Annotated in this window: 19 protein-coding genes; 12 read left to right on the top strand and 7 right to left on the bottom strand. The window is 72.6% G+C overall.

Annotation, left to right across the window (positions count from 1 at the left end):
* The first annotated feature begins 38 nt into the window (after positions 1 to 38).
* Together ACVKXF_RS09345 and ACVKXF_RS09340 are read left to right on the top strand one after the other, a co-directional pair.
* Positions 39 to 1,040, top strand: coding sequence for an alpha/beta fold hydrolase (locus ACVKXF_RS09345; protein WP_456795550.1), 1,002 nt, complete (start codon positions 39 to 41; stop codon positions 1,038 to 1,040).
* A 5-nt stretch (positions 1,041 to 1,045) separates the two neighbouring features.
* A complete protein-coding gene (locus ACVKXF_RS09340) occupies positions 1,046 to 2,119 on the top strand; it encodes a glycosyltransferase family 4 protein (protein WP_456795555.1) in 1,074 nt (357 codons plus the stop codon).
* Positions 2,120 to 2,223: 104 nt separating this feature from the next.
* On the opposite strand, the gene ACVKXF_RS09335 is transcribed toward ACVKXF_RS09340, so the two are convergent.
* From ACVKXF_RS09335 to ACVKXF_RS09325, 3 genes are read right to left on the bottom strand one after another with little or no spacing between them, the layout of a single operon-like run.
* Positions 2,224 to 2,964, bottom strand: coding sequence for a hypothetical protein (locus ACVKXF_RS09335; protein ID WP_456795549.1), 741 nt, complete (start codon positions 2,962 to 2,964; stop codon positions 2,224 to 2,226).
* A 57-nt stretch (positions 2,965 to 3,021) separates the two neighbouring features.
* Positions 3,022 to 3,660, bottom strand: coding sequence for a histidine phosphatase family protein (locus tag ACVKXF_RS09330; protein ID WP_456795548.1), 639 nt, complete (start codon positions 3,658 to 3,660; stop codon positions 3,022 to 3,024).
* On the bottom strand, positions 3,657 to 4,595 hold the full coding sequence (locus ACVKXF_RS09325) for a Sir2 family NAD-dependent protein deacetylase (RefSeq protein ID WP_456795546.1): 939 nt from the start codon (positions 4,593 to 4,595) through the stop codon (positions 3,657 to 3,659). Before ACVKXF_RS09325 ends, ACVKXF_RS09330 begins: the two co-directional genes overlap by 4 nt.
* A gap of 142 nt (positions 4,596 to 4,737) precedes the next feature.
* Here ACVKXF_RS09325 and ACVKXF_RS09320 point away from each other — a divergent pair, with 142 nt between their 5' ends.
* Positions 4,738 to 5,556 (top strand): TrmH family RNA methyltransferase, encoded by an 819-nt coding sequence (locus ACVKXF_RS09320; RefSeq protein ID WP_456795545.1) that lies wholly within the window; start codon positions 4,738 to 4,740, stop codon positions 5,554 to 5,556.
* Between the two features lie 35 nt (positions 5,557 to 5,591).
* Here the strand turns inward: ACVKXF_RS09320 and ACVKXF_RS09315 are convergent, their stop codons facing one another.
* Genes ACVKXF_RS09315 through ACVKXF_RS09305 form a run of 3 tightly spaced genes read right to left on the bottom strand, consistent with a single transcriptional unit; the run spans position 5,592 to position 8,973 of the window.
* Positions 5,592 to 7,184: an AtzH-like domain-containing protein gene (locus ACVKXF_RS09315; RefSeq protein WP_456795543.1), complete on the bottom strand. Its 1,593-nt coding sequence runs from the start codon at positions 7,182 to 7,184 to the stop codon at positions 5,592 to 5,594.
* On the bottom strand, positions 7,181 to 8,275 hold the full coding sequence (locus tag ACVKXF_RS09310) for an acetamidase/formamidase family protein (protein WP_456795542.1): 1,095 nt from the start codon (positions 8,273 to 8,275) through the stop codon (positions 7,181 to 7,183). The genes ACVKXF_RS09315 and ACVKXF_RS09310 overlap by 4 nt, the downstream gene beginning before the upstream one ends.
* Before the next feature lie 5 nt (positions 8,276 to 8,280).
* Entirely contained in the window at positions 8,281 to 8,973 is a 693-nt protein-coding gene (locus ACVKXF_RS09305; protein WP_396291118.1) for a FadR/GntR family transcriptional regulator, read from the bottom strand.
* Between the two features lie 146 nt (positions 8,974 to 9,119).
* Here ACVKXF_RS09305 and ACVKXF_RS09300 point away from each other — a divergent pair, with 146 nt between their 5' ends.
* Genes ACVKXF_RS09300 through ACVKXF_RS09285 form a run of 4 tightly spaced genes read left to right on the top strand, consistent with a single transcriptional unit; the run spans position 9,120 to position 13,656 of the window.
* A complete protein-coding gene (locus tag ACVKXF_RS09300) occupies positions 9,120 to 10,409 on the top strand; it encodes an amidohydrolase family protein (RefSeq protein ID WP_456795541.1) in 1,290 nt (429 codons plus the stop codon).
* On the top strand, positions 10,402 to 10,968 hold the full coding sequence (locus ACVKXF_RS09295) for a DUF1097 domain-containing protein (RefSeq protein ID WP_456795540.1): 567 nt from the start codon (positions 10,402 to 10,404) through the stop codon (positions 10,966 to 10,968). Before ACVKXF_RS09300 ends, ACVKXF_RS09295 begins: the two co-directional genes overlap by 8 nt.
* A 25-nt stretch (positions 10,969 to 10,993) precedes the next feature.
* On the top strand, positions 10,994 to 12,223 hold the full coding sequence (locus ACVKXF_RS09290; protein ID WP_456795539.1) for a D-alanyl-D-alanine carboxypeptidase family protein: 1,230 nt from the start codon (positions 10,994 to 10,996) through the stop codon (positions 12,221 to 12,223).
* Positions 12,224 to 12,273: 50 nt separating this feature from the next.
* Positions 12,274 to 13,656 (top strand): serine hydrolase domain-containing protein, encoded by a 1,383-nt coding sequence (locus tag ACVKXF_RS09285; RefSeq protein WP_456795538.1) that lies wholly within the window; start codon positions 12,274 to 12,276, stop codon positions 13,654 to 13,656.
* 132 nt (positions 13,657 to 13,788) lie between these two features.
* On the opposite strand, the gene ACVKXF_RS09280 is transcribed toward ACVKXF_RS09285, so the two are convergent.
* On the bottom strand, positions 13,789 to 14,583 hold the full coding sequence (locus ACVKXF_RS09280; RefSeq protein ID WP_123312585.1) for an SGNH/GDSL hydrolase family protein: 795 nt from the start codon (positions 14,581 to 14,583) through the stop codon (positions 13,789 to 13,791).
* A gap of 23 nt (positions 14,584 to 14,606) precedes the next feature.
* Between ACVKXF_RS09280 and ACVKXF_RS09275 the strand changes: the two genes are divergently transcribed.
* The 5 genes from ACVKXF_RS09275 (at position 14,607) to ACVKXF_RS09255 (ending at position 20,831) form a co-directional block, all read left to right on the top strand.
* Entirely contained in the window at positions 14,607 to 15,794 is a 1,188-nt protein-coding gene (locus ACVKXF_RS09275) for an acyl-CoA dehydrogenase family protein (RefSeq protein ID WP_456795537.1), read from the top strand.
* Positions 15,795 to 16,008: 214 nt separating this feature from the next.
* Positions 16,009 to 17,253: a DNA polymerase IV gene (dinB, locus tag ACVKXF_RS09270; protein WP_123312587.1), complete on the top strand. Its 1,245-nt coding sequence runs from the start codon at positions 16,009 to 16,011 to the stop codon at positions 17,251 to 17,253.
* A gap of 188 nt (positions 17,254 to 17,441) precedes the next feature.
* Positions 17,442 to 19,235 carry a DEAD/DEAH box helicase gene (locus ACVKXF_RS09265; protein ID WP_123313104.1) on the top strand — a complete coding sequence of 598 codons (1,794 nt, stop codon included), beginning with the start codon at positions 17,442 to 17,444 and terminating at the stop codon, positions 19,233 to 19,235.
* A gap of 25 nt (positions 19,236 to 19,260) precedes the next feature.
* Entirely contained in the window at positions 19,261 to 19,470 is a 210-nt protein-coding gene (locus ACVKXF_RS09260; RefSeq protein WP_222657741.1) for a hypothetical protein, read from the top strand.
* A 32-nt stretch (positions 19,471 to 19,502) separates the two neighbouring features.
* Positions 19,503 to 20,831: an NAD(P)/FAD-dependent oxidoreductase gene (locus ACVKXF_RS09255; protein WP_123312589.1), complete on the top strand. Its 1,329-nt coding sequence runs from the start codon at positions 19,503 to 19,505 to the stop codon at positions 20,829 to 20,831.
* Positions 20,832 to 20,930 lie beyond the last annotated feature (99 nt).

Genomic DNA, 20,930 nt, shown 5'->3' with positions numbered 1-20,930 from the left:
CCGGGGTTTCGTGCGGATGTCTTCGTAGACTGGCGCCGATGCAACCGCCCGTGCTCTCCCCGTACCAGTCGCTCATGGCCGCCACGCCGGTGGTCCACCGGTCCGTGCAGGTCGACGGCCGCACCACGCACTACTGGGAGTACGGGCCGTCCGACGCGACGCAGACCGTCCTGGCGGTGCACGGCTTCCGTGGCGACCACCACGGCCTCGAGACCATCGCCGCGCACCTGGAAGGCGTGCGCGTGGTCGTGCCCGACCTGCCCGGCTTCGGCGTGTCCGACCCGTTGCCGGTGTCCGACATCGAGTCGTACGTCGCCTGGTTGACGGCGTTCCACGCCACGCTCGGACTCGGGCGCGACGCCGTCGTGCTCGGTCACTCGTTCGGCTCGATCGTGGTGTCCGCCACCGTCGCCGCGGGGCTCGACACCCGGCTGCTCGTCCTCGTGAACCCGATCGCCGCCCCCGCGCTGCAGGGACCCCGGGCGGTCGGCACCGGGATCGCGATCGGCTACTACCGGGCCGGCGCGGTGCTGCCGAAGCCGATCGGGCTCGGCATCCTGCGGAACGCCGCCATCGTGCGGGTGATGAGCATCGCGATGCTCAAGTCCCACGACCGCGGGATGCGCCGCTGGGTGCACGACCAGCACGACCGCTACTTCTCGGCCTTCGCGAACCGCACGAGCGTGCTCGAGGCGTTCCGCACCTCGGTCACCCACGACGTGTCCGAGTACGCGGACCGCATCGACGTGCCGGTCCTGATGATCGCCGCCGAGCACGACGACATCACGGCGGTGCCGGAGCAGCGCGCCCTGGCCGCACGCCTGCACGATGCCGAGCTGGTGGTCATCCCCGGGGTCGGGCACCTGGTCCACTACGAGACCCCGGCACCGGCCGCCGCCGCGGTGCTGCGCCGGATGGCGGACACACCCGCGCGCCCTGGACGCGGCCGCGCCGCCAAGGCGGGCCGACCGGCGGGCGCGGGACGGGCCTCCAGGGCGACCGCGACGAAGGCCAGCGCGACCGAGGAGACCGACGCGTGACGCGCCTGCGCATCGGCGTCGACTGCCGCTACGTCCGCATCGGCCGCCACGACGGCATCAGCCGGTTCACCGCCGGGGTCGCCTGGAACCTGCCCGACCGGCACGACTTCGTGCTGCTCGTCCACGACGAGCGCCAGCTCGAGTCCCTGCCGCGCGACCTGCCGTGGGAGCTGCTGCCGGCGCCGACGGACGCGGGGGAGCCGCTCGTCGCGCGACGGGTGAACCGGCTCGGCCTCGACGCGGTGTTCTCGCCGATGCAAACGATGGGCTCCCGGGGGCGCGACTACACGCTCGTGCTGACGCTGCACGACCTGATCTACTACCGGAACCGCACGCCGCCGCGGGAGTTCTCGTGGCCGCTCCGGCTCGGGTGGCGCGCGTTCCACCTGTCCTGGGCGCCGCAGCGGTTCCTGCTGAACGGTGCCGACGGGGTCGTCACCGTGTCGGAGACGACCGCCGGGCTCATCGCCGAGCACCGGCTGACGAAGCGTCCCGTGACGGTGGCGTACAACGCCGCCGACCCGGCGACACCGCGAGTGGCCGGCGCGCCGCGCGACCGCTCGCTCGTCTACATGGGTTCGTTCATGCCCTACAAGAACGTCGAGACACTGGCGGCTGCGCTGCCGCTGCTCGGGGCGGACTGGACCCTGCACTGCATGTCACGGGTGTCGGACGCCGACCGCGCACGGCTCGAGGCGCTCGCGCCGGCCGGGGCGATCGTGTTCCACGACGGTGCGACCGACGAGGAGTACCTGTCCGTGCTCCGATCGGCGACCGCCCTGGCGACGGCGTCGTTCGACGAGGGCTTCGGGATCCCGCTCGTCGAGGCGATGGGCGTCGGCACCCCGGTCGTGGTGAGCGACATCCCGATCTTCCGCGAGATCGGCGGCGGTGCGGCCGAGTACTTCGACCCGGCCTCGCCGTCAGCGGTCGCTGCTGCGGTGCGGCGGGTCGAGGAACGGTGGGACGAGGCCTCGGCGCAGTCGATCGAGCGGGCGGCGCGGTTCCGGTGGCAGGACTCGGCGGAGCAGGTGGTGCGGGCGGTCGAGCGGGCCGTGGCCGACCGGCGCGCGCGGTAGGCGGGGCGGGCGGGGTGGGGACGTGCGACGCGCGACGCGATGCGACATGGTCGACGTCGTACGACATCGGTTCCGTCGTTCCGCGTCGGCCAACCGCCCGGCACCTACTTCGCCGCGACAACCTCGACGCTCGCCCCGGGGAACACCTTGTGCGTCTCCTCGGTCACCCGCGCCACGATCGGTGGGACGGCAGCCCCTCGTCCCGGGGTCTCGACGGTGATCGACTGGTCGGTGGCGCGGTCCGACGGGGTGCCACCGCGTTCCCACGAGCAGCGGACGGCCGTGACCCCGCCGATGTGGTCGAGCGTGTCCGCCAGCACCAGGCGCTTCGCGGTGACCGCACGGGAGTCGGAGACGCCCACCTCGAGCGTGCCGAGGTCGGCGATCGCGACGACCCGGACGCCGTTGCCGCCAGCCGAGTCGGTCGCACGGCTCAGGGCGTCGACGAGGTCGGTCCGGGCAGCGGCGTCCAGCGACGGGTCGGCCGTGATCGTCGCGGTGGCGTCGTAGCTCGCGAAGCCGGTCTTCTCGGCCCGGTGGTGGCGGACCTCGGTGACGCCCGGCACGTCGGCGAGCCGGTCGTCGAGCCGGTCGAGGGCCATGTCCGGTCGGGGGAACACGCCGCCGATGCCGTTCTGCACGCTGCCGATGATGGTGCCGAGCACGAGGGCGATCACCCCGGCGACGAGGACGGTGCTGCCGCCGATGACGAGCCAGGTGCGGGCCCGTTGTCCCATCGTGCGGGTCTGCACGCTGGCGGTCTCGGGGCCGAAGGCACGGTCGAGGTCGTCGTCCTGCCGGTCGGCGGCTTGCCAGCCACCCGTGTCGGTTCCGTCGGTCACCATGTCGCCCCCTGGTTCGGGTGCGTCGGAGCCTAGTCGCAGGACGGCCGTGCCGTCCGCTCAGCCCCGGCGTTCCAGCGGGTTCTGGTAGTCGAAGGCGTACCGCCCGGGCCCGTCCGAGACGTCGTCGATCGGGTCGTCGAACCGGACGAGCTCCGCGTGGAAGCGCTCGGGGTCCCAGCGGAACGAGTGGATCGAGCCGTTGCGGATCGGGGTGGCGTGCCGATCGGCGGTGCCGGGCGCCGCCTCGTTCACCACGCTCCGGATCACCGCGCCGTGGGTGGCGACGACCACGACCCCGCCGTCGAAGCACACCGCGACCTCGCCGAGCGTCTCGGTGATGCGGGCGAGCAGCGCCGACCGGGACTCGCGCCCGGGGATGTCGTCGTGCGGGTACCGGGCCGTGACCTCGGTGTCGGTGAGTCCCTCGGCCTCGCCGTAGCAGCGTTCCGCCAACCCGGGGTACGTGGTGGGCGCTGCCAGTCCGAGGCGGTCGGCGATGATCGCCCCGGTCTCGGCGGCGCGGGACAGCGGTGAGGCGACGACGGCGTCGAACCGTCGGCGGGCGAGGAGCTCGGCGGCGTCGGCGGCCTGTCGCCGTCCGGTGTCGTTGAGCGGGATGTCGGTGGAACCCTGGATGCGGCGCTGCGCGTTCCAGTCGGTCTCACCGTGCCGGACCAGGTACAGGAGCGTCGTCACCCGTCGTTCATCCCAGACGGCTGAGCGGACCCCGCGGGCGCGGACCCGGCCGCCCCCAGCCGCTCGGCCAGGTGCACCAGCGTCTCGGTCGTCCCGCCGTCGAGCTTCACGGCTGCGCGGCGGTCGCTGCGGGTGGCACCGCGGTTCACGATGACCACGGGGTTCTTGCGGCGGGCAGCGTGGTCGACGAGCCGCACGCCGGAGTTCACCGTCAGCGACGACCCCACCACGAGCAGCGCTTCGGCGTCGGCGACGATCGACACGGCCTCGTGGAACTTCTCGGTCGGCACGAACTCGCCGAAGAATACGACGTCCGGTTTGAGCATCCCGCCGCACACGGAGCAGTCGGGCACCACGAAGCGTTCGACGTCGGTGATCTCGACGTCGCCGTCGGGCTGCAGCTGCACCGAGCCGGGCTCGTCGATCCACGGGTTGGCGCGGTCGATGGTCGTGGCGAGGTCGGCGCGCGAGAACACCTGCCCGCACGTCAGGCAGAGGGCGCGGTCCATCGACCCGTGGATCTCGACGACGCGGCGCGATCCGGCGCGGAGGTGCAGTCCGTCGACGTTCTGGGTGATGACCCCGGTGACTACACCCGCCTGCTCGAGCGCGGCGAGTGCCCGGTGTCCCTCGTTCGGCCGGGCAGCGGCGAAGCTCCGCCAGCCGAGGTGCGACCCGGCCCAGTACCGCTGCCGCTTGGCGCCGTCCGATCGGAACTCCTGGAACGTCATCGGCTTGCGCACGACGCGTCCGGCGCCGCGGTAGTCGGGGATGCCGGAGTCGGTGCTCAGGCCGGCGCCGGAGAGCACGGCGAAGCGTTTGCCCGCGAGCACCTCGACCACGCGGTCGAGGTCCGCTGCGGTCGGCGGACCGGTCGGCGGACCGGTCGGCGCCCCGGTGGGCGGTCCGGTCGTCGACGCAGCATCATCCAGCACCCTGTTCACGGTACCCTCAACAGCCGACCGTCCCGGTCGCTTCCCGACCGGCACGCCAGCCGCGACACCGACCGGCACGCCAGCCGCGACGCCAGCGCGTCACCGGCCGGCCCACCACCTGCGCCACACCGAAACGAGCCCCGTGCACCCCGTCCGCATCGACTCCCTCGACGACCCTCGCCTCGACGACTTCGCCCGTCTGACCGACGTGGCGCTCCGCCGGGTGAGCGAACCGGAGGGCGGCCTGTACATCGCCGAGTCGAACACGGTCATCGAGCGCGCGGTCCGTGCCGGGCACATCCCTCGGAGCATCCTGGTGCAGGAGAAGTGGCTCGACAGCGTCCTGCCGCTGGTCGCCGACCACGACGGTCCGGTCTTCGTCGGTCCCGATGCCCTGCTCGAGCAACTCAACGGCTTCCGCATGCACCGTGGCGCGATCGCCGCGGTGCAGCGCCCCGAGCTGCCGACGGTCGCCGAGGTGGTGCGGGACGCGAAGCTCGTCGTCGTGCTCGAGGACATCGTCGACCACACGAACGTCGGAGCCGTGTTCCGCAGCGTCGCCGGTCTGGGCGCCGACGCGGTCCTGGTCAGCCCGCGCTGCGCCGACCCGCTGTACCGCCGGAGCGTCCGGGTGAGCATGGGCACGGTCCTGCAGATCCCGTGGACCCGGATCGGCGAGTGGCCGGCGGCGGGCGAGGAACTGCGCGCGCAGGGCTTCCACCTCGCCGCGATGGCGCTCACCGACGAGTCCGTCGACCTCGCCGAGTTCGCCCGTGACGTCCCCGGCAAGGTCGCGCTCGTCATGGGTACCGAGGGGCAGGGGCTGACGCCCGCCGCGATCGCGTCGGCCGACACCACGGTGCGGATCCCGATGGCGCACGGGGTCGACTCGCTCAACATCGCCGCGGCGAGCGCCGTCGGACTGTGGGCGGTCACCCAGGCCCAGCGGCTCGCCTCCTAGCGCCGCGACGAGCGGACCGGGAGGCGCGGCTCGCGTCAGTGCTGCAGCATCCGTCCGGCACGGATCACCAGGGCACGGTCGGTGCCCGGTCCGCCGACCAGGCAGACGCCGACGGGTGCGCCGTCCACGGTGAGGGCGGGAGCGCTGACCGCCGGCAGGCCGCCCACGCTCGCGAGGCTCGTCATCGCCGTCGTCGCGGTCCGGGTGCGTTCGAGCGCCGTGGTGTCGGCGGCGATGAGCGGTGCGGGCCCCGGGACGGTCGGGAAGAGCAGGGTCCGGTCGGCGAGCGCCGTGCGGATCGTGGCCCGGACGTCGTCGAGCCGCGCGACGGCGTCGGCGGTGGCGGCGGGGTCGTTCGCCCGGGCGGCGGCGAACCGGTCGCCGACGACGGCGCTCAGGGCGCCGGGGTGGGCGTCGATCCAGGCACCGTGGGCGGCGACGGCCTCGGCGGCCTGCACGAGGCGCAGCAGTTCGCGCAGGTCGTCGAGCGGCGGGACCCCGAGGTCGGCGAGCCGCACAGGACCGATCGGTGCGTCCTGTCCGGCGACGAACGCTGCGAAGGCCTGAGCGACGGCGGGCTCGACGAGGTCCACGAGCTCAGCGGGCACGAGCAACTCGGTCGGCTCGTCCGACGCCGAGGCCGACGCCGATGCTGACGCGGTCGCCGACACCGACGGCATGCTGGCGTCGAGCGCCGCGAGCAGGACGTCGGCGCTCCGGGTGAGCCACCCCACCGTGTCGAAGGACGGCGCCAGCGCGAGCAGGCCCTGTCGGGAGACCGCGCCGTGGGTCGTCCGGAGGCCCCACAGCCCCTGGTACGAGGCGGGGACCCGCACCGATCCCGCGGTGTCCGTGCCGATCCCGATCTCGGCCATCCCGAGACGGACGGCCGATGCGGATCCGCTGGACGAGCCTCCCGGCAGTCGGGTCGGGACCGCCCCGTTGGGCGGGGTGCCGTGGTGTTCGTTGCGACCCGTCAGGTTGTACGCGAACTCGTCGGTGCGCGCGATGCCGCGGATCGACGCGCCGGCGTCGAGGAGCGCGGCGACGGCGGCGGCCGGCGAGGTCGCGACGGGGGACTCGCGCAGGTACGTGGGGTTGCCGGCGCCGACGGGCTGGCCGGGGACGGCGTAGAGGTCCTTCACCGCGACGGTGCGTCCGTCGAGCGGTCCGGACGCGGTGGGGGCGACCAGCGGGTCCCCGACGGCCCGCCAGACCGTGGTGTCGAACGCCTTGGGGCGGCCGGTGACGTGGGCGGCCTCGATGCGCCAGCGCGGACCGCCGGTGCCGGACCCCGTGTGGGTGCCCGTGTCGCCGTCGCGGCGCCACAGCTGGGTCTGGAGGCCCTGCCCACCCGCCGCGAACTCGGACACCGACACGACCAGGGCGAGTCCGTCGGCCAGGGGTCGGACCTCGACACGCGTCAGCGAGCGGGCCTGGACCCCACCCCGTGCCCCGCGGAACGCGCTGATCGCGTCGTGCCCGACGAGCAGGCCGCGGTCGTCCCCGCGCATCGTGCCGGGCACGTCGACGAACGCGGCGTCGAGGGCGTCGAGGTCGTTCGCGGCGAGGGCGGCCTCGTACGCGTCGAGGGCGTCGAGCAAGCCCTCCGGCGCTCCTGTGGTCATCGGGCGGGCTCCTCGAAGTCGGCCTTGCGGATGCGGGCGTGTGCGCCGGTGACCAGGTCGACCACCTGCGAGATGTTGAAGTCCGTCGCCGCCGACAGGTAGGCGTACGCCAGGTGCGGCTCCATGCCCCAGCGGGCACCGAGGATCGCGACCGCGTGCCGGACGCAGGCGCGGACGGCCTCGTCGAGGTCCGGGTCCATGCCGGTCGGCACGAGGAACTCGTGGGTCTCGACGAGCGGCCAGACCAGGTCACCGAACTGCTGCGCGGCCTCGGCGGCGGGCGTGACGTCGAACCGGACGGTCGCGCGGAGCGATGCCTCCATCGCGGTCAGGGCGACCTCACCGTCACCCTGCGCGAAGTGCGGGTCGCCGACGTAGGCGAGCGCCCCGGGCACCAGGACCGGCAGGTGCAGCTGCGCGCCGACCTGCAGCAGGTTCACGTCGACGTTGCCGCCGTGCCGGCCCGGTGGCACCGAGTGCAACCGCTCGCCGGGCGTCGCGACGCCCATGATGCCGAGAAAGGGGGCCAGCGGGAAGTGCGCGAAGCGGTCGCGGGCACCGGTCAGGGGGATGCGGCCCCGCCGGCCCTCGGCCGTGTCGACCACGTCGGCGAAGACGCTGACCGTGGTGCCGTCGACCGGGTACTCGCCGTGCAGGGCACCACGGCCGTGCCGGTTCGAGACGACGCCGTAGTGCACGCGCGGCAGCGTCTCAAGCACCGTCATGGTCAGGACGTCGCCCGGTTCGGCACCCTCGACGGCGATCGGGCCGGAGACCACGTGCGGACCGTCGGTGGACGGGTCACGACGAGCGGCGCGGGCGATCGCGTCGGCGTCGTCCAGCACGTGCTCCGGGGCGACCCCGTGCGACCCGAAGTACGCGCGCGGGTCGCTGCCCTGGTCGGGCAGGATCCCCTCGTGGCTGACGGTGTCGACCGTGACGTCCTCGCCGGACGCGATCGTGATCGCCGGGCGGTCGTCGCCGTTCGGCAGTCGACCCCAGAGGACCGTGTCGGGGTCGACGGGCAGGTAGCGCGCCGAGCGGACGGGGCCGGCACCGGGCTGCAGTGTCGGGATCGTGGGAGTCGTCATCGTGGTCATCGGTCGGCCTTCCGTTCGACGAGGTGGGCGACGTCGGCGAGGTGGTCGGTCATCGCGTCACGGGCGCCGTCCTCGTCGTGACGTCGGATGCAGTCGAGGATCCGTTCGTGCCAGACGAACGACGAGCGGCGACCCTCGCTGGTGCTGTGCGACCGGGCACGGACGTCCTGCACCCACCCGCTGCTGAGCTCGCACAGGGACACCAGCAGCGGGTTGCCGGAGGCGCGCGCGACCTGCACGTGGAACGCGACGTCCTGGGCCAGGGACTCCTCGGGGCTGAGCCCCGCGTGCGTGGCGGCGAGGACGCGTTCGAGGGCGAGCAGGTCCGCTTCGCCGGCACGGACCGCGGCGAGGCCGGCGACCCTCGGCTCGACCACCGTGCGGAACTCGGCGACGTGCTCGGCTCGTCGCGCCAGGTCGTCGCCGTGGGCCGCGCCCGTCTGCTGCTCGAGCAGGGCGGTCGCCTCCTCGGAGCGCGGCAGCACGACGGTGCCACGGCCGGGTGTCCGGGAGACGAGCCGACGGCGCTCGAGCTCCTGCATGGCCTCACGCACCGTGGTGCGTGACACGGCGAGGTCCTCGGCCAGGGTCCGCTCCGGCGGGAGCTTGTCGCCGGGTGCCAGGTCCTCGAGCACCAGGCGGGCCAGGTGCGCGGCGGTCGCGGCGCTCAGTGTGCGGCCTCTCTGCATGAGCACGAGCCTACGGTCCGTTGGTCCGATTGGTTCATTGGTACGACCAACGTTTACACGCTCGTCACACGACGAAACGGAGCCGGAAACACGGCGGGCGAAGGGTGGGTCACGTCCGATCCACCCCGATGCGAGGAAGAACCACCATGGACCTGATCCTGCGCACGGCCCGCCTGACCGACGGCCGCCTGGTCGACGTCCACGTCGCCGACGGCACCATCGTCCGGGTCGCCGAGGCGGGCACGGAGGACGAGCCGACCGGCGCGGCGCACGTCGTGGACTGTGCCGGTCGCGTCGTGATCCCCGGGCTCATCGAGACCCACCTGCACGTCGACAAGGCACTGCTCGACCGCGAACGACCGAACCCCGACGGCACCCTCGCCGGCGCGATCGCGGTGACGGGGGAGCTCAAGCGCGGCTTCACCCACGACACCGTCCGTGACCGCGCCCGGAACCTGCTCGACCAGGCGATCACCAACGGCACGACACTCGTCCGGGCACACCCCGACGTCGACCCCGTCGTCGGACTGACCGGCGTCGAGGTGCTCCTCGCACTGCGCGACGAGTACCGCGACGCCCTGGACCTGCAGATCGTCGCGTTCCCGCAGGAGGGCATCGCGAAGGCGCCGGGCACGCTCGCTCTGCTCCGCCGGGCGCTCGCCGCCGGGGCCGACGTGATCGGCGGCTGCACCTACAACGAGGCGACCCTGGCCGCGTGCCACGAGCACGTCGAGACCGTCCTCGACCTGGCCGAGGAGTTCGACGTGCCGGCCGACCTCCACGCCGACTTCGCCGACGACACGTCCGACCCGCGGTTCGCCCTCGCCGGGCACATCGCCGACCGCGTCGCCGCTCGCGGGCTGCAGGACCGGGTCGCCCTCGGACACGTGACCTCGCTCGCCAGCCTGCCGCCGGTCCCGCGCAGCGCGGTGCTCGCGAAGCTCGCCGCGGCCGGTGTCGCGGTGGTGCCGTTGCCCGCCACGGACCTGCACCTCGGCGGCCGCTCGGACGACCGGGACGTCCGCCGCGGGGTCGTCCCGGTGCGCGAGCTCTGGGACGCCGGCGTCACGACCGCCTACTCGTCGAACAACGTCCGCAACGCGTTCACGCCGTTCGGCAACGCGGACCTGCTCGACATCGGGTTGCTGCTCGCGCAGGTGGGGCACCTGTCCGGCCCCGACGACCTCGGGCGCGTGCTCGAGATGGCCACGTCGTCCGCGGCCCGCGTCGTCGGCGTCGCCGAGACCCACGGCATCCGGCCGGGGGCCGCCGCCGACCTCGTCGTCCTGTCGACGACCGACCCGGCGGGGGTCCTGCTCGACCGCCCCGACCGGAACCTCGTGTTCAAGCGCGGCCGCGTCGTCGCGGAGACCACCAGGACCACACGACTCGCCACCGGGTCCACCACTCGATCGAAGGAGCTCACCCATGCGTGAACGGATCCCGCACGAGATCGTCGCCTCGGTCCTCGCCGGCACCACGGCGTTCATCGGCGGCAACGCGCTGCACCTGCCCACCTGGGCGATCTTCATCAGCTGGGCGGGGATGTTCCTGCTCGGGGCGAAGCCCACGCTCCGGAACGCCACCCGGCTCTGGGCGGCGATGCCGATCGGGTCCGCCTTCGGCCTCGTGATCGTGCTGCTCGACCAGCGCTTCGGCACGGTGCTCGGCGAGGGTCAGGCCGCGCGGAACACGGTGCTCGCGCTGCTCATCCTGGTCGTCAACTGCGCCCTGATGTACACGGGTCGGACGCGGCTGTTCGGGCTCGTCCCCGGCATGTTCCTCGGGTTCGCCTCGTTCTTCGCGACGTGCTTCGGCGGCTTCGGCTTCGATCCGGGCAACGCCTGGGCGGCATGGGCCTCGGTCGTCGTGATGAACGCGCTCGGCCCGGTGTTCGCGTACCTGTCCCGGCGGCTGACGTTCGCGCGGCCGACCACGACCGGAGCGACGACGGACACGCCCGCCGCCGAGCAGCCGGTCGCAGCCCGGGTCTAGGGACCGACCGCTACGCTCGGTTCCCGTGTCACGAGTCGTCCGTCGCCCCCGCTCCGCCGTCCGGAGGCCCGTGACGATCTCCGTCGTGGCGGTCCTCGTGCTCGTCGCCGGGTACCTCGTGGCCGCGGCCGTCGTGCCGTTCGGCCCGGCGAGCGCCTCGACCACCACGTACTCGGCCCCGACGTCGAGCGTGCCGGCGCTGAGCTTCCCCGGCTACGGCGCCACCGCGGTCGAGGCCACCGACTTCCCGGAGAGCCTGCGCACCAGCGGCGACACGAAGCCGCGCTCGATCGCGAGCATCACCAAGATCGTCACGGCGCTCGTGGTGCTCGACGAGAAGCCGATGGCTGCGGGGGAGTCCGGTCCCGCGATCACCTTCACACCGAAGATGGAGTCGCTGTACGCCAAGTACGCGGCGATGAACGGCGAGGTCGCGCCGATGCCGGCGGGGCTGAAGCTCACCGAGCACCAGGCGTTCCAGGTGATGCTCATGAAGTCGGCGAACAACTACGCCGGCGCCCTCGCCATCTGGGCGTTCGGGTCGATCGCCGAGTACGAGCAGGCGGCGACGAAGTGGCTCGAGGAGCACGACCTCGACGACACCACGATCCACGAGCCGACCGGTCTCGACCCGCAGAACACGTCGACCGCCACCGACCTGGTCGACCTCGGCCAGCTCGCGCTCGCGGATCCGGTCGTCAAGGAGATCGTCGGCACGAAGGACGTCACGATCCCGACGGTCGGCGAGATCGAGAACTCGAACAAGCTCCTCGGTCTGGACGGCATCGAGGGCATCAAGACCGGCACCCTCGACGAAGCGGGCGCCTGCCTGCTGTTCGCGGCGACCTACGAGCGCGGCGGCCGCGACGTCACCGTCATCGGCGTGATGCTCGGCGGGGTCGACCACGACTCGCTCGACGTCGACGTGCAACGGCTGCTCCGGTCGGTCGCCGACAACTTCCAGGTCGTGCCCCTCACACACGCCGGGCAGACCTTCGGCACGTTCTCCACCCCCTGGCAGGACGAGGCCGACGCCGTCACCGCGGAGGCGGCCGAGGTCCTGGTCTGGGGGAAGACGAAGGTCCGGGCGACGGCGCACCTCGACGAGGTCACCCTCGGGACGAAGGGCGAGCGGGTCGGGAAGGTCCGCTTCACCGTCACGGACCACGACCCGGTGACGGTGCCGCTCGTGCTCGAGCGGACGATCGACGACCCCGGCGTCTGGTGGCGCTGGACGAACCCGTTCCAGGGCTGACGGTGCTCGCGCGCTGACGCGCACCACCCGGAGTCCGTACTGTCGGACGGGTGACGACGACGAAGACGTTCCCCCGGACCACCCCTTCCGCCCGCGACATCGACGCCCGCGGTGTGCTCGCGTTCGTCGACGCCCTCGAATCGACCCCCGGCGTCGAGCCGCACAGCCTGATGCTGCTCCGCCAGGGCCAGGTCGTCGCCCAGGGGTGGTGGCAGCCGTACACGGCCGACCGGGTGCACCTGCTCTACTCGCTGAGCAAGAGCTTCACCGCGGCGGCCGTCGGCATCGCCGTGCGCGAGAACCTCATCGACCTCGACGCCACCGCCCTGTCGTACTTCCCCGAGCTCGACGCCGAGATCACGGACGAACGCAGCCGCCGCATCCGGGTCCGGCACCTGCTCGCGATGGCGAGCGGCCACCGCGAGGAGACCCTCGACCGCGCTCGCGCCGCCGACCCGACGAACACCGTCCGGGGCTTCCTGCTCACCCCGCCGGACGAGGAGCCCGGCTCAGTCTTCGCCTACAACCAGCCGTGCACGTACACGCTCGCGAGCATCGTCCGACGGGTCAGCGGCGGGTCCCTCGTCGAGTACCTGCGGCCGCGGCTGCTCGACCCGCTCGGCATCGACGACCTCGCCTGGCGACGCGACGAGACGGGCGCCGAACTCGGGTACAGCGGGTGCTACGCCCCGACCTCGGCGATCGCCGCGCTCGGCCAGCTCTACCTACAGCGCGGGGCGTGGGACGGCGAGCGGATCCTCGACGAGGACTGGGTCGCCGCCGCCACGAGGACCCAGGTCGAGAACCCGGGCGAGGAGAACCCGGACTGGTCCCAGGGCTACGGCTTCCAGTTCTGGATGGCCCGCCACGGCTTCCGCGGCGACGGCGCCTACGGCCAGTTCTGCGTCGTCCTGCCCGAGCAGGACGTCGTCCTCGCGATCACGGGACAGAGCCTCGACATGCAGGCGGTCCTCGACGCGGCCTGGCAGCACCTGCTGCCCGCCGTCGACCGTCCGTCCGACGCCGACGCGGACACCGCCCTGGAGGCCCGACTCGCTTCCCTGGGGCTGCCCGCGGTGCGCGGCGCCTCGCTCCCCGAGCACGTGGCCGGTCGTGCACTCCGGCTGCTGCCCGGTGCGGCGCTCGACGCCGTGGGCTTCGACCGTGGGGCCCATGGGATCCGACTGACCGTGTCAGCCGATGGAGCTTCGGCGTCGGTGCCGGTCGGAGAGGGGAAGTGGGCCGTCGAGGGTGCCCTCGCAGCGAGCGCCGCGACCCGGTCGGACGGCGCCGTGCTCGTCGCGCTCCGTTTCGTGGAGACGCCGCACCTGCTGTGGCTCCGCGTCGACCTCGCTGCCGGCACGGTCGGCACGACGTGGGAGACCGAACCGCTGCACGACGGCGCGCTGACGCTGCACCGGCCCGCCGACTGACCTGCGCCCACCACAGGGGGCACGACCCGGTTCGCGCCCCCGCACGGTCATCGCGCCCTGGGGGGTCGGGGCGCGATGACCGTGGTGGGGCGCGGCTGGAGAGGCGTGCGGACTCGGATGCCCCTCGTTCCGCTACGGGGTGTCGGACCGGTGCTCGACGACGTCCTGCAGTTCGGGGCGCTTGGCCGAGACGCCGTCGCCCGACGACGTGTGCTTGATGCGCCGGACGACCCACGGCACCAGGTACTCCTTCGCCCAGCCGAGGTCCTCGGCACGGGCTTCGCGCCAGGGCCGCGCCTCGAGCGGATCCGGGTTGAACGGCTCCAGCCCGTGCGGCACCCCGAGGGCGTCGAGCACCGCCGCGGCGATCGTCGAGTGGCCCATCGGGGAGTGGTGCAGCCGGTCCGGCGCCCACATGCGCGGGTCGCGGAGCACCCGGAGCGCCCACATGTTCGCCACCAGCGCGCCGTGCTTCAGGGCGATGGCGTGCAGGTTCTCGTTGTAGATCGCCGTCTTGCCGCGCACCATGCCGAGCACCGGCGTCATGCCGACGTCGGGGCCGGTGAAGAGCACCACGGTGGCGCCGTCGCTCCGCAGTCGCGACACCATGGCGTCCACCCGTTCGGCGAGTTCGTCCGGATCGGAACCCGGCCGGATGATGTCGTTGCCACCGGCGGACACCGTGACCAGGTCCGGGCGGAGCGCGAGCGCCGGTTCGACCTGCTCGTCGATGATCTGCTGCAGGAGCCGCCCGCGGATCGCCAGGTTGGCGTACGCGAAGTCGTCGGACCCGTGCGCGAGCACCTCGGCGACACGGTCCGCCCACCCGCGGTTGCCCCCGGGGACCGTGGGGTCGGGGTCGCCGATCCCCTCGGTGAACGAGTCACCGATCGCGACGTACCTGGACCAAGGATGACGATCTGACACGCTCCGGACCCTAGTCTCGTGCCATGACGAAGGCCAACACGGACGCAGGCCCGGACGCCGGCACGGACGCGGCGCCCTGGACCGTGCCGGACGACCTGCTCGCCCGCATCACCGACCGTGCCCCCGGGTACGACGCCGCGAACGCCTTCTGCGCCGAGGACCTCGACGAGCTCCGCTCCGCCGGCTACCTGCGGATCGGGGTCCCGGTTGCCCAGGGCGGTTCCGGACTCGGCCTCCGCGCCACGGCCGCCGTCCAGCGGACCCTCGCCCAGGCCGCGCCGGCGACGGCACTCGGCCTCGGCATGCACCAGGTGTGGGTGCAGGCGGCGCGCGCCGTGCGTGCGCGGGGCGAGTCGTTCCTCCAGGCCGTCACCGACCACGCCGCGGACGACCAGCTGCTCGCATTCGGGGTGAGCGAACCCGGCAACGACGCTGTCCTGTTCGACTCGTCGACGACGGCGGAGCCGGACGGCGACGGCGGGTACCGCTTCACCGGCACCAAGGTGTTCACGTCCCTCGCGCCGGCGTGGGACGTGCTGAGCGTGTTCGGCAAGGACGAGACGGGGCCGGAACCGCGGCTCGTGCACGGCTTCGTGCTCCGGTCCGACGGCGACGTCGAGCACCTCGACGACTGGGACACCCTCGGCATGCGGGCGACGCAGAGCCGCACGACGAAACTGCACGGCGTGCACGTGCCCGCCGACCGCATCGTCCGGTCGCTGCCCGTCGGACCGAACCAGGACCCGCTCGTGTTCGGGGTCTTCGCGGCGTTCGAGCTGCTCATCGCGTCGGTGTACGTCGGCGTCGCCGAGCGGGCCATCGCGCTGGCGGTCGACGCCGTCGGGCGACGCGTGGCGGCCGACGGCTCGCCCCGGTCGCAGGACCCCGACGTCCGTCGTGCGCTCGCGGACCTGCGCGGTGCCGTCGACGCGATCACCCTGCAGGTCGACGCCCTCGCCCGCTCCGTGGACGAACGCGACGAGCTCGGCGCCCGGTGGTTCCCGCTGCTCGTCGGCACGAAGGCGCGGGCGGTGGACACGGCGCAGCACGTGGTGGACGAGGCGATGCGGGTCGTCGGGGGCTCGGCGTTCCGGTCGTCGAGCGAGCTGGCCCGCCTGGCGCGCGACGTCCGGGCCGGGCAGTACCATCCGTCGTCGCGCGACTCGGCGGCGCGCACCCTCGCGACGTCGTTGCTCGGCCCGCCCGCCTGACGCGGCACCCGCGCGCGCCGGGCGCCGGGCGCGCGAGCACGGTGCGGGACTTGTGGGCTGGTGCGAGGTTGCCCGCTCCGTGCGGCCTTGTAGCGCCGCACCGAGCGATCAACCCGGCACGGATCGACGAAGGTCGCACGGTGCTCTCGGCGCATAGCGACCTCCGCACGCCGAGCCGGGCGGCGATGTCGGTGGTGCCTGGCATCATCTCGGTGTGAGCAAGCAGGACGGTAGCAACCGGCTCGTCTCCGACGCCCCGGTGGACGACGTCTCGGCGACGGTGCTGCACGTCGACATGGACGCCTTCTTCGCGTCCGTCGAACTGCTCGACCGTCCCGACCTGGTGGGGCTGCCGGTCATCGTCGGCCACGACTCCGACCGGTCCGTGGTCACCGCGGCGACGTACGAGGCCCGCAAGTACGGGGTGAACTCCGCGATGCCGATGGCCATCGCCAAGCGCCGCTGCCCGAACGCGATCATCGTCGAGCCGCACTTCGAGAAGTACCGCGACAAGTCCGCCGCGGTGATGGCGATCTTCGACCGGTTCACCCCGCGGGTCGAGCGGCTCGGCATCGACGAGGCGTTCCTCGACGTCGCCGGTGCGCTCCGGCTCTACGGCACGCCGTGGGAGATCGGTCGGGCCATCCGACGCACGGTCCACGCCGAGACGGGCCTGCACTGTTCGGTCGGCGCCGCATCGACCAAGTTCGTGGCGAAGCTCGCGTCGAGCCGGTCCAAGCCGGACGGGCTGCTCGTCGTCCCCGGAGCCGACACCATCGCGTTCCTGCACCCGCAGCCGGTCTCGGCGCTCTGGGGCGTCGGCGGCAAGACGCAGGAGACCCTCGAGCGCCGTGGCATCCGGACCGTCGGCGACCTGGCGAACACGCCCCTCGGGTCGCTCGTGTCCGCCCTCGGGCCCGCCGGTGGCCAGCGCCTGCACGACCTGTCGTGGGGGCGCGATCCCCGCGTCGTCGACACCGGCGTCGGCGAGAAGTCCATCGGGCACGAAGTCACGTTCGGCCACGACCTGACCGAGCGGGACGACGTCGCGCGTGAACTCCTGCGTCTCGCCGACAAGGTCGCCGTCCGCCTGCGTCACGCCGACGTGCAGGCCCGCACCGTCGCGCTCAAGGTCCGCTACACCGACTTCACCACCCTGACCCGCTCGCGGACCCTCGCCGAGCCCACCGACGTCGCCAAGCGGCTGCACCGTGAAGCCGTCGAGCTGTACGACGTGCTGCACCGGCCGGGCAACCGGATCCGGCTCATCGGGGTCCGCGGCGAGAACCTCGTGCCGGCCGCGGCGAGCAACGCGCTCTGGGACGACGACGCGCCGTGGCGCGAGACCGAGACCACGGTGGACGCGGTCGCCGCGCGGTTCGGCGCAGGCGTGCTGCGACCGGCATCTCTGGTCCGCCGGACCCCCGACGGCCACGTCCCGCACGCCAGGCAGGACTGACGGTGGCGGTAGAATCAGGTCCAGTGAGCGCAGCGGAGTACGAACAGCAGCAGCCCGCCACGCTGTGGGCCGAGTCGGGGGACGACCGGGCCGGAGACGGCGCCGCGGAGTCGACCGACACGTCGTCGGGCGCATCGTCGTCCGCGCACGCCGACGCGGTGGCGCGCGACGAAGCCGACGCGGCCGCCCTGGCCGAGGCAGCCGGCAACTCGGCCGTCCAGCACCTGTCGCCGGCGTTCCCGGACCGCGCTGCGTGGGGGACCGCGTCGAAGCTCCGCGCCTGGCAGGTCGAAGCCCTCACGAAGTACTTCGAATCCGAGCCGCGCGACTTCCTCACGGCAGCGACGCCCGGCGCCGGCAAGACGACGTTCGCGCTGCGTCTGGCCACCGAGCTGCTCGCGCGCGGCACCGTCGACCGCATCGTGGTCGTCGCCCCCACCGAGCACCTCAAGCGGCAGTGGGCTGACTCCGCCGACCGCGTGGGCATCCGGATCGACCCGATGTTCAAGAACGGCGACGGCATGTTCGGCCGGCACTACCAGGGCGTCGCGATCACGTACGCCCAAGTCGGCATGAACCCCGAGGTGCACAAGAAGATCACTGAGGGCGGGCGCACCCTGGTCGTCCTCGACGAGGTCCACCACGGCGGCGACGCACTCACCTGGGGCGACGGCATCAGAGAAGCGTTCTCCGGCGCCACCCGACGACTCTCGCTGTCCGGCACGCCGTTCCGCTCCGACACCGCGCCGATCCCGTTCGTCCAGTACGCACCCGACGAGCAGGGCATCCGCACCTCGATCTCCGACTACAACTACGGCTACGGCCGCGCGCTGAAGGACGGCGTCGTCCGACCCGTGCTGTTCATGGCCTACGCCGGCCAGATGCGCTGGAAGACCCGGATGGGCGACGAGATGTCGGCCTCCCTCGGCGAACAGGTCACGAAGGACATCACCGCACAGGCGTGGCGCACCGCGCTGTCTCCCGAGGGCGAGTGGATGCCGGCCGTACTGTCCGCAGCTGACAAGCGCCTCACCGAGGTGCGCCGTGGTGTGCCCGACGCCGGCGGTCTGGTGATCGCGACGGACACCACCACGGCCCGCGCGTACGCTCGGATCCTGCAGCAGATCACCGGGGAGCGGCCGACCGTCGTCCTGTCCGACGAAGCCGCCGGGTCCAGCCGGATCAGTGCGTTCGCCGACGACACCTCGCGGTGGATGGTCGCCGTCCGCATGGTGTCCGAGGGGGTCGACGTCCCGCGGCTCTGCGTCGGGGTCTACGCCACGAGTGCCAGCACCCCGCTGTTCTTCGCCCAGGTGATCGGCCGCTTCGTGCGTGCTCGCCGCCGTGGGGAGACCGCGTCGGTGTTCCTGCCCAGCGTGCCCGGCCTGATGGCGCTGGCCGCGACCCTCGAGCTCGAACGCGACCACGCCCTCGACCGTCCCAAGGACGCCGACGACGGCATGTACAACCCCGAAGACGCGATGGTCGCCGAGGCCAACAAGGAAGACCGGGCGTCCGAGAGCCTGCTCGAGGTCCAGCCGTTCGAGGCGCTCGACTCGCAGGCGTCGTTCGACCGCGTCCTCTACGACGGCGGCGAGTTCGGCACCGGCGGCGAGGTCGGGTCGCTCGAGGAACTCGACTTCATCGGCATCCCCGGGCTGCTCGAACCCGACCAGGTGCGCGACCTGCTCCGGGCGCGCCAGGCGACCCAGGCGAAGCGCTCCAAGGGCCGCACCGTCAAGGACGGCCTGCCGAAGGCCGCCGAGCCCGAGAACCGCCCGATGTACATGACGATCAAGGAGCAGCGCACCGAGCTCGCCCGGCTCGTGTCCATCTGGTCGCGGCACTCGAACGAGCCGCACGGCGCCATCCACGCCGAACTCCGGCGGATCAGCGGTGGCCCGGCGGTGGCGCAGGCGAGCATCGAGCAGATCCAGAAGCGCATCGACGTCCTGCGCTCCCGTATCGGCGGGCGCAGGTGACGGGTGCGGTCCGGGCGGTCCGCCCGTGATCGAGTCCGTCGACGACCGCACCTGGTACGTCAAACGCGACGCGGAGTCCTCTCCCGAGGCGATCATCGACCGGTTCGGGGGCGGCTACCGGCTGCGACGGTTCTCGCTCACCGAGTCCCGACGGACCCCGCACGGCGTCTACACGGGTGTCGACCTGGCGGAGACGGCCTGGTGGCGGCTGCGCGACAGGCCGCGCAGCTCATGACGCGCCAAGCCAAAGTCCGGTAGACCGGAGGAATGGCAGACTCGATCCCTCACGTCCTCGTCCTCGGCGGCGGCTCCGCTGGCTACAGCACCGTCAAGCAGCTGCAGAAGCACGCAGCGACCGTGCCCATGCGCATCACGCTCGTGGACCAGAACACCTACTACACGTACCTGCCGTTCCTGCCCGAGGTCGCCGGCGGCCACATCGCCCCGAAGGACGTCACCGTCGAACTGCGCCGTGCGCTGCGCAAGACCCGCGTCATCCAGGGCAAGGTCACCGGGATCTCGTCGGCGGACAAGACCGTCTCGATCGCGACCGCCGGTGGCGACGACCGCACGCTCGGCTACGACCAGCTCGTCGTCGCGCTCGGCTCGGTCACCCGTACCTTCCCGACCCCCGGGCTCGAGGAGTACGGCGTCGGCTTCAAGAGCGTGGAAGAGGCCGCCTACGTGCGCGCCAAGCTCCTCGACAACATCGCGAAGGCCGCTGCCACGCGTGACGAGGACGAACGTCGTCGTCTGCTCACCAGCGTCTTCGTCGGCGGTGGCTACACCGGTGTCGAGGCGATCGGCGAGCTCTTCGACGTCTCGCAGGCCGCCATCAAGACGTACCCGTCGCTCGCGGGGGAGCAGCCCCGCTGGATCCTCATCGACGCACTCGACCGTGTCGCGCCCGAGGTCGGCCCCGAGCTGTCCAAGTGGACGCTCGAGTCGCTCCGCGCCCGTGGCATCGACGTGCGTCTGAAGACCACCATGCCGAGCGCCGAGGACGGCATCGTCAAGCTCTCCGACGGCGACGAGATCCCGACCGGGCTGCTCGTGTGGACCGCCGGCGTCAAGCCGAACCCGCTGCTCGACGCCTCCGACCTGCCCCGCGGACCGAAGGGGCACCTCGCCGCCAACGCGAAGCTCCAGGTCGAGGCAGAGGACACGCACGAGGTCGTCCCCGGTGTCTGGGGCCTCGGTGACGTCGCGCAGGTGCCCGACCTGACCGCCGACAAGCAGCCGGCGTTCTACCCGCCGAACGCGCAGAACGCCGTGCGCCAGGCCGTCGTGGCGGCGGACAACGTCGTCGCGACCATCACCGGCAAGCCCCTCGAGGAGTACCGCCACCCCTCGATCGGCACGGTCGCCTCGTACGGTGTCGCCAAGGGTGCCGCGAACATCAAGGGCATCAAGATGACGAACCTGTTGGCCTGGCTCGCCCACCGCGCGTACCACGTGTACGCGATGCCGACGCTGAACCGCAAGGCGCGCATCATCATCGGCTGGGTCACCGGCGCCGTCTCGGGCCGCGACGCGACCTCGCTCATCAAGGAGACGGATCCGCGTCGCAACTTCGTCGAGGCGTCGAAGAGCTAGGAGACGGAACGCGGCATCAGGCCGCAATTTCGTCGAGGCGTCGAAGAGCTCGACGCAACCACCTGACGGACGGGAGGCACAACAGAAAATGCCCCCGGA

The sequence above is a fragment of the Curtobacterium sp. PvP017 genome (genome assembly GCF_054060195.1).
The sequence above is the reverse complement of the archived record's forward strand: the minus strand, read 5'-3'. Positions and strand labels throughout refer to the sequence as shown.